The 6,409-nt window shown below is 70.5% G+C and carries 6 protein-coding genes and 1 pseudogene; 3 read left to right on the top strand and 4 right to left on the bottom strand.

The window, feature by feature from the left end:
- A pseudogene (locus CCR97_RS00840) lies at positions 1–104 on the top strand (IS110 family transposase); the annotation flags it as partial.
- Between the two features lie 76 nt (positions 105–180).
- Here CCR97_RS00840 and CCR97_RS00835 read toward each other — a convergent pair.
- On the bottom strand, positions 181–1,254 hold the full coding sequence (locus tag CCR97_RS00835; protein WP_111359264.1) for a mannonate dehydratase: 1,074 nt from the start codon (positions 1,252–1,254) through the stop codon (positions 181–183).
- A 28-nt stretch (positions 1,255–1,282) separates the two neighbouring features.
- Positions 1,283–1,990, bottom strand: a complete 708-nt coding sequence (locus tag CCR97_RS00830; RefSeq protein ID WP_245429108.1) for a GntR family transcriptional regulator — start codon at positions 1,988–1,990, stop codon at positions 1,283–1,285.
- 213 nt (positions 1,991–2,203) lie between these two features.
- Here CCR97_RS00830 and CCR97_RS00825 point away from each other — a divergent pair, with 213 nt between their 5' ends.
- Positions 2,204–3,208 (top strand): Bug family tripartite tricarboxylate transporter substrate binding protein, encoded by a 1,005-nt coding sequence (locus CCR97_RS00825; RefSeq protein WP_111359263.1) that lies wholly within the window; start codon positions 2,204–2,206, stop codon positions 3,206–3,208.
- Between the two features lie 106 nt (positions 3,209–3,314).
- Here the strand turns inward: CCR97_RS00825 and CCR97_RS00820 are convergent, their stop codons facing one another.
- Together CCR97_RS00820 and CCR97_RS00815 are read right to left on the bottom strand one after the other, a co-directional pair.
- The gene (locus CCR97_RS00820; protein ID WP_111359262.1) at positions 3,315–4,130 is read right to left on the bottom strand and encodes an ABC transporter substrate-binding protein; all 816 of its coding nucleotides are present in this window, start codon (positions 4,128–4,130) and stop codon (positions 3,315–3,317) included.
- 162 nt (positions 4,131–4,292) lie between these two features.
- Positions 4,293–5,084, bottom strand: coding sequence for an enoyl-CoA hydratase (locus CCR97_RS00815; protein ID WP_111359261.1), 792 nt, complete (start codon positions 5,082–5,084; stop codon positions 4,293–4,295).
- Between the two features lie 297 nt (positions 5,085–5,381).
- Here CCR97_RS00815 and CCR97_RS00810 point away from each other — a divergent pair.
- Positions 5,382–6,409, top strand: a 1,028-nt coding sequence (locus CCR97_RS00810; protein WP_201159228.1) for a lysylphosphatidylglycerol synthase domain-containing protein, incomplete at its 3' end; no start/stop codon positions are given.

Here is a 6,409-nt window from a genome sequence, read left to right as displayed (position 1 = left end):
GTGCCGGCAAGCCGAAGATGGTCGCCTTGATCGCCGTCGCTCGGAAGCTACTGACAATCCTCAACGCCATGCTCAGGGACAATCGACCATGGCAAAACGCTTGACAGCCAAGACAGTCGCTCACCCCGACCCTCTCCCCGCGCGCGGGGAGAGGGAGAACCACCGCTGCGGCGAGTCAGCTCACGCCGCCTGCAGCAACGCCTTGGTGTAGCCGAGCGCGAAGGCGAAGAAGCGCTCGCGGCCGGGATCGAGGTCGGACAGCGGCACGTGGTCGGGGCAGAGAATCCCCTCGTAGCCGACCTCGCGATAGGCCCGAATGCAGGCCGCCATGTCGACCGTGCCCTCGTCCGGCATCGCCTCGCGGAAATCGAGGTAGCCGCCGGTGATGTTACGGAAGTGGACCATGAAGATCCGCTTCTGCGGCCCGAAGGTGCGGATCGCCTCGAGCACGGTGGCGGTCGGGTCGGTCGACATCTCGGCGATGGTGCCCTGGCAGAAGTTGAAGCCGTGGCACGGGCTGTCGGGCGCCAGCGCCACGAAGCGCCGCATCCCGTCGAGCGAGCCCAGCACGTGATGGACGCCGTTGAGGCCGCCGGGCGGATAGGCCGGGTCGTGCGGATGGCAGGCGAGCTTCACGCCCACCTGCTCGGCGGTCGGCAGCAGCTCGGAAACGAGAAACGCGATCGACCGCCAGCCGTCGGCCTCGCTGATGGCGCCGGCGGTGCCCGCCAACACCTGGCCGCAGGTCTCCGGCGCACCGTGCTGGTCGACCGGCGACGCCCCGCCGCTGCCGTCCTCGGGCAGCACCGTGCCCCAGTAGGAGAAGCGCGCGTCGGCTTCGGGCCGGTAGTCGGCGGCCCGGAAGGTGCTGCACTGCATGCCGCCGCGGCCTTCGACCACGCCGGTGCGGGTGATGCCGACCATCGCGACCGTGTATTTGAGCATCGTCACGCCGCCTTCGGCGGCGGCGCGGATGTGCTGGCGCAGCCGCGCCGCGGTCTCCTTCGCCTTGTCGGGAGCGCGAAGGCTGTCGAGCAGCAGCGAGCCGACGTCGAGCGCCATGCCGTCGAGCCGCATCCCGAAGCCTTCGATCCGCCGGCGCAGCGCCGCGACCTTTTCGGAATTCCACGTGCCGTCCGCCTCGATCACCTCGTGGGCCGGCCGGGTGTCGATGACGATGCCGCGCGCGCCGAGCTGGGCCGAGAGCCGCAGCCGCGCGTCGGTCGGGGCGATGAGCTGCTCGCCGATATACATGCGTGTCTCCCGGCTCGGTTTTGCTCGCTCAGCGGAAGAAATCGGGATGGGCGGCCCGCAGCGTCTCGACATAGGCGAGCGAGCGGGCGAGATGGTCGCGCACGCGCGCCTGCGCCTTCTCGGCGTTGCCGGCGACGATCGCCTTGAGGATGCGGGCATGGTCGCGCACCACCTCCTCCGCCTTGCCGCGCACCGGCAGATGCAGCCGGCGGATGCGGTCGATATGGCCGCAGCGCGCCCGCACCAGGGAAAAGAGATCCGGCGCGCCGGCGAGCTCGACGAGCCGCCGGTGGAAGGTGCGGTCGAGCGTGTCGAAGCCGTCGATATCGCCGGCCGCGGCGCGCAGCGTCTGGGCGTCGAGCAGGCTGCGCAGCTCCGGCTCGAACTCCTTGTCGGGCAGGGCGGCGAGCAGGCGCACCGCCTCCTGCTCGACGGCGCGACGCAGGAACTGCGCCTGACGGGCGGCGGCGACGTCGATCAGGCTCACCCGCGTGGCGCTCTGCGCCTTGATGTCGACGAGGCCCTCCTCGCCGAGCCGGGTCAGCGCGTCGCGCACCGGCGTCGAGGAGAGGCCGAAGCTCGCCTGCAGCTCCGACCGGTTGATCGCCGCGCCCGGCGGCAGCGCGAGCGTCACGATCATCTGGCGCAGCCGCTCGTAGACGGTGACGCCCGCCGGCAGGCGCGGCCCCGCCTCGTCCCTCGCGTCCCGCGCCGCGGTCAAGTCGACGATGCTCACGCGGCTCGGCCTCCTTCGCGTCGCGATCTCCAGGCCGGCGATTCGCCGCCCGGGCCTCTCCGCCTCATAGGCACTGATGCACCAGCTCGTCAATGTGATGCACTACCGATTGACCGGTTCCGGCGGTCCGCCTAACGAGGCGAGCATGGCCGCCCTGCGACGCCCCGCGGGTCCGGCGGCCGAAGAACACGCGCGGGACCGTGGAGACGTCGCATGCCAAAGCTTCTCGCCGCCGTCGCGCTGGCGCTCGCCGCCGCGCTCGGCACCGCCGCCGCCCAGTCCCCGGCCCCGCAGGCGGGGTCCGGCGGCAGCGCCGCCCCGGCCTGGCCGACCAAGCAGGTCACGGTCGTGGTGCCGTTCACGGCCGGCGGCACCACCGACATGTTCGCCCGCATCTTCGCCAACGCGATGCAGCAGCGGACCGGCATCCCGTTCGTGGTGGAGAACCGGGCCGGCGCCGGCGGCAACATCGGCTCGAGCGTCGTCGCCCGCGCCCCGAAGGATGGCTACACGCTGCTGGTCGGCACGGTGTCGAGCCACTCGATCAACCAGTTCGTCTATAAAAACATGCCACACGACGTGGAAAAGGATTTTCAGCCGGTGTCGCTGTTCGCGACCCTGCCGAACCTCCTCGTCGTCAATCCGAAGCTCCCGGTGACCACGGTCGCCGAGCTCGCCGATTATCTGAAGAAGAACCCGGACAAGCTCTCCTTCGGCTCGTCGGGCGTCGGCGCCTCCAACCACCTCGCCGGCGAGCTGTTCAAGATCAAGACCGGCACGACGATGACGCACGTGCCGTATCGCAGCTCCAACGAGATCATGAACAACCTGATCGGCGGCCACATCGATCTCGCCTTCGACAACATGACGCTGGCCTGGCCGCAGGCGAAGGCCGGCACCGTGCGCGCGATCGCGGTGACCAGCCTGAAGCGCAGCCCGATCGCCCCCGACGTGCCGACCATCGCCGAGACGCTGCCGGGCTTCGACGCCACCTCCTGGCACGGCCTGTTCGCCCCGGCCGGCACGCCGCGCCCGATCGTCGACAAGCTCGCCGCCGACGCGAAGGCGATCTTCTCGACCCCGGAGGTGCAGAAGACGCTGGCCGAGGTCGGCGCCGTCGCGGCCCCCAACACGCCGGAGGAGTTCTCGGCGTTCATCGCGGCGGAGCGCAAGAAGTGGCAGGAGGTCGTGAAGGCCGCCGGCGTCCAGCAGCCGTGATGTGAGGCTCTGCCAGTCGAAAGCGTCTCCGCCCAAGAGCCTCTCCCCGCTTGCGGGGAGAGGCTCTTGGGGAGCGTCTCGCGAGCAGGCGATTCCGCGCGCCCTCCTACTTCATCTCCGAGACCTGGGCGCCGCGCAGGCCGGCGCGCTGGACGGCGCCGGCGACGAGGCCGTTGGACTTCACGTCGGCCGTGAAGGACCGCACCAGCGGCAGGCCGGCATCGCGGCCCTTGGGGATCGCGACGGCGTGGCGCTCCATGCCCCAGCGGCCGTCCAGAACCTTGGACCCCGGCACCTTCTCGCCCATCTCGTAGAGCGTCGCCTTGTTGGTGGCGAAGGCGTCGATCTTGCCCTCCTTCAGGAGATCCGCGGCGAGCAGCACGGTCTCGACCCGCACCACCTCGGCATTCTTGAGCTCGCGCGTCAGCACGCCGTCCGACGACGAGCCCTTGGTGACGCCGATCTTCACACCCGGCTTGTCGACCGCGTCGACGGCCGTCACGGGCGAGCCCTCGCGCACCAGATAACCGAGCTCGATGTCGAGATAGGCCGGGCCGAAGTCCATCACCTTGGCGCGCGCCACCGAGGCGTTGGTGAAGGCGACGTCGACGGCACCGCTCTGCACGGCTTCCAGCACCTCGGCGTTCTTCTTGAAGACCACCGGCTCGTAGGGCACGCCGAGCTTCTCGGCCAGTGCCTTGCCGAGCTCGTAGCCGACGCCGCGCGGCGAAGCGCCGTCCGTGCCGGCCAGATAAGAGGTCGGCGTGCCGGGATAGAGCCCGGCGCGCAGCTTGCCGGACGGCGCCAAGAGGGTCTTGAGGTCGGTCTTGACGTCCGGCTCGGCGAGGGCGAGCGGCGAGACCGCGGCGAACGCGGCGACGAACGCCAATGATGCGAAGAGACGGCGGCTGACGGAAGCCATGCTGCTCACCCGGAACGGCGGCGCGCGGGCGCGCGCGTGTCATGGAGGGAGGCGCAGTGTTCTGCATCCCCGTCCCGGTCGCAAGAGATCTCGCGCATGGCTCCCGTGACGAAGAGCGCACGCGATCTGCTTCGCAGCTGCGAAGCGCGCGTGCGTCCTCACCTACCGCCCCTGAAAGTCCGGCTTGCGCTTCTCCATGAAGGCGCGGCGGCCCTCGATGTAGTCCTGGCTGGCGAAGCAGGCGTCGACCACCGCCTCGCAGCGGGCGAGGTCGCGCTCGGCGTCGGGCTTCACGGCCTCGCCGACCGCCACCTTGGCGGCCGCGACGGTGAGCGGCGCGTTGCCCGCGATGGTGACGGCGTAATCCTGCACGTAGGCGTCGAGGTCGTCGGCCGCGACGACGCGGTTGACCAGCCCCATGCCGAGCGCCTCGGCGGCCGTGAACTGGCGCGCCGTGTAGAGGATCTCCTTGGCGTAGGCGGGGCCGACCAGGTCGACGATCTTCTTCAGCCCCTTGTAGGCGTAGCCGAGCCCGAGCTTGGCGGCCGGCACGGCGAAGCGGGAGTTGTCGGAGGCGATGCGCAGGTCGCAGCAGGTGGCGAGCCCGACGCCGCCGCCCAGGCACCAGCCGCGGATCTTGGCGATGGTCGGCTTCGGGTGCTCGTAGAGCAGCGTCGAGGCGCGGTCGACGGCGGCGTTGTAGCGCTCGTAGGCCGTCTGGCTCGCCCGCTCGTCCTCGAACTTGGAGATGTCGGCCCCCGACACGAAGGCCTTGCCGCCGGCACCGGCGAGCACCACGACGCGCACCGCCGGATTGTTCGCGAAATCGTCCAGGATCGACCCGGCCGCCTCCCACATCTCCAGCGAGACGGCGTTGTGGCGCTCCGGATTGTTGAACGTCATGGTGCCGATGCCGTCCGCGACGGTGGCCAGCATCTTGTCGGTCTCGGTCATCCTCTCCCCCTCGGATCGCTCCGGCGCCCCCGCCGGCGGCCGGAGCCCACGGCACCGCAGCATCCGGACAATTCCCGATGCCGGCCGGCTTGTCCATCGCGGCCCGTCCGCCGGCCGGTCCGGCCGTCCCGTCCGGAACGACCGGCGAAGGACGGTCGGAGGCCCGTCCGGCGCGGGAACGGGTCGCAGTTCCCCGTGCTCGTAATCCGCACGGGGTTCTGTTAGACGCGAACAGCGCGCCGGCCGGGGCGCGCCACCCCCGCCCGGATTCCCCGCACGGAGCGCCAGGACCTCAAGATGTACGATCGGCTGCGTGCGGCCTCGGAGGCCTTCGACCGGAAGATTGGCTGGCACCGGGTCGGGTTCCTGGTCAGCCTGGCCGTGATCGCGGCGGCGGCCGTCGTGCTCTGGAAGATGCTGCACGGGATCGACGTGCACGAGGTGATCGCCGCCGTGAAGGCGATCCCGCGGTTCGACATCGTGGTCGCCGGCGCATTCGTCGCCGCCGGCTACTTCACCCTGACGTTCTACGATTATTTCGCCCTGCACACGATCGGCCGCGGCGACGTGCCCTATCGGATCGCGGCGCTGGCCGGCTTCACCAGCTACTCGGTCGGCCACAATGTCGGGGCGAGCGCCTTCACGGGCGGCGCGGTGCGCTACCGCATCTACTCGCGCCACGGGCTGTCGGCCATCGACGTGGCCAAGGTCTGCTTCGTCGCCGGCTTCACGTTCTGGCTCGGCAACGCGACCGTGCTGGGGCTCGGCATCGCCATCGCGCCGGAGGCGGCCTCCGCCATCAACCAGGTGCCGGCCTGGGTCAACCGGGGGCTGGCGGTCGTCACCCTGATCGCGCTCGCCACCTATGTCGGCTGGGTGTGGAAGACCCGGCGGGTGATCGGCCGCAGCAACTGGGAGGTGACGCTGCCGGGCGGGCCGCTCACCTTCCTGCAGATCATGATCGGCATCGTCGATCTCGGCTGCTGCGCCGCCGCCATGTACATGCTGGTGCCGCACGAGCCGTATATCGGTTTCATCACGCTGGCCGTGATCTTCGTCGCCGCGACCCTGCTCGGCTTCGCCAGCCACTCGCCGGGCGGGCTCGGGGTGTTCGACGCGGCCATGCTGGTGGCGTTGTGGCAATTCGACAAGGAGCAGCTCCTCGCCGGGCTGCTGCTGTTCCGGCTGCTGTACTATCTGGTGCCGTTCGCGCTGGCCCTGCTGATTCTCGGCCTGCGCGAGGTGTGGCTGGCGATCGAGCGCAGCCGCGGCCGGGCGGCGGGGACGACGGTCGCCGACGCCGCACCGGCCCGGGCGAGCCCGGC

Origin of the sequence: Rhodoplanes elegans (assembly GCF_016653355.1) — a bacterium.
In the GTDB taxonomy this organism is placed as follows: Bacteria; Pseudomonadota; Alphaproteobacteria; order Rhizobiales; family Xanthobacteraceae; genus Rhodoplanes; species Rhodoplanes elegans.
This window is presented reverse-complemented; position numbering and strand designations above follow the sequence as displayed.

Bases quoted from the DNA above. Each gene is read 5' to 3' on its own strand.
- CCR97_RS00815 (WP_111359261.1), bottom strand. From the start codon at position 5,084: ATGACCGAGACCGACAAGATGCTGGCCACCGTCGCGGACGGCATCGGC.
- CCR97_RS00835 (WP_111359264.1), bottom strand. From the start codon at position 1,254: ATGTATATCGGCGAGCAGCTCATCGCCCCGACCGACGCGCGGCTGCGG.
- CCR97_RS00820 (WP_111359262.1), bottom strand. From the start codon at position 4,130: ATGGCTTCCGTCAGCCGCCGTCTCTTCGCATCATTGGCGTTCGTCGCC.
- CCR97_RS00825 (WP_111359263.1), top strand. From the start codon at position 2,204: ATGCCAAAGCTTCTCGCCGCCGTCGCGCTGGCGCTCGCCGCCGCGCTC.